1 protein-coding gene is annotated in these 1,860 nt (G+C 52.5%); it reads left to right on the top strand.

Annotation, left to right across the window (positions count from 1 at the left end; all coding sequences use genetic code 11):
- Positions 1-595: 595 nt before the first annotated feature.
- The coding region (locus tag ACR0BU_RS24635; protein WP_480739564.1) for a S8 family peptidase at positions 596-1,860 on the top strand (1,265 nt) is incomplete at its 3' end.

Raw genomic sequence — 1,860 nt, 5'->3', positions numbered from 1 at the left:
CCCTGACCGACCGCGTGGATCTCTTTGGCGAAGCCTCTTATGCCACCGGGCTCAGTAACGCCGGTGATACCAGCGCTCTGAGTGCAAATGCTGGCCTCAAAATGGTGTTCTAAAGAAACATCGACGCAAATCACTGCATATGATTCTGGAACGTCAGAACGCAGGCGCCTAAGTCCCGCAATTCTGCTTGCCAACCTTGCAATCTGCGCAGGATGTGCCGCGGTCTTCTCATTCTCTGTCCCGAAGATCGTTTAGGAGGTTTGCGCACTGGAAACTCGTACAATAGAGATGCCATTTCATTAGACTGTGTTGATGAAGTGAAGATCTGGCGTGCTTAGCCCGCACCATAGCTGATGCCTATTCAAATATAATATTTGTGTATTTCCCGATGCGGCAAACAAGCCCCACTATTGAGCAGGAAACGAATGGCTCGCCCACCGAATGCTCGATAAAAAAACTCGCCAATACCCACAATAAATTCAGCCTGTTGCTTGCGGGCCGGGTGGGTCTGCCGGTTCATCGGTCTATTGGTATCAAAGGCTCACGGTAGCAACCGAGCGGTTAGATTTTCCGCGCATAAGGCATAGGAGCTATCATGTTTTCTTTTAGGAAGTTGATCCTTACCACGCCGGCCATTGTCACCTTGGCTACCGCCGTCTCCGCAAACATCTACTCAGGCCAACTGACCTCCTACTCAGATGAGCAGGCTCTGAAACTCCTCATCAGTGAACATGCTCTGGATCCATCGACCTTCGAGGATGCGCACGAGTACATCACCCTGAACCGTCCCACGATTATGAAGGAATACCTCCGTCAAACCTCAAATCGAGCGCCAGCTACCAGAAGATCTTCCCCTTCGGAACCAAGCCTCGGGGCGACTTCCGGAAATGGTTTGATGATCGTCCTTGGGGTCGCCGGAATGGCGGTTGCAACTTCTCTCGCAGGCGGTGGTGGTAATGGAGACTCTGATCCTGATCCATCACCGTTTTCAGACCCCGGTCCAGATCTCGGCCCATCACCTTCTCCAAGCCCCAACCCCACCCTTATCCTTGGCGATGCCGCTGACTTCCGAACCCCGGAATTCAACCGGAACTATGGCCTGTCTCTGATTGAAGCCGATGAGCGATATGCAAAAGGCGGACAAGGACAAGGCGTAAAAATTTCAATCCTGGATACTGGCATCGATGTGAACAATCGAGACTTCCTCGGGAAAATCGACTTTCAGAACAGCTACTCCTATTTTGGAGATCCCAGAGATATTTCAGACACCGGCGGCCATGGCACGCATGTTGCCGGCATCGCTGCAGGCCGGAAAGACGGTCGGGGCACACATGGTGTTGCTTTTGGATCGGAGCTTGTCATCTTCAAAGGAATTGTGTGGCCTGATGCCATAAACCGCTCAATCAAGGCAGATGCGCACGTCATGAACAACAGTTGGGTTTACATCTATACGGATACCAAAATCACCATACCAATCACTGATTATACAAGTGGCGAACAGCTCGCTGGAGCTCTTGGAGAAGATATCATCAATGCCCTGAATGCAGCCAAATCCGCTGACCTGATATCTGTAGTTGCCGCAGGAAACCACAGCCTGCCCGAGGTCGCAGTCAATGCAGGCATTCCAGTCTTACTGCCCGAATACGACGGCTATTTCATCGCCGCCGTCGCGGTCGATCAGAACAAACAAATAGCAGGTTTCTCCAACCGTTGTGGCGTCGCGAAAGACTTTTGCCTCGCAGCGCCCGGCGTAGGCATCCTTAGCACCGGAAATGGTGGCGGCGTTGTTGCGTTTGACGGAACGTCGCAGGCTGCCCCACACGTCACTGGAGGATATGCCCTGTTAAAGAGCCAGTGGCC

The sequence above is a fragment of the Ruegeria sp. CK2 genome, from assembly GCF_056536585.1.
This window is presented reverse-complemented; position numbering and strand designations above follow the sequence as displayed.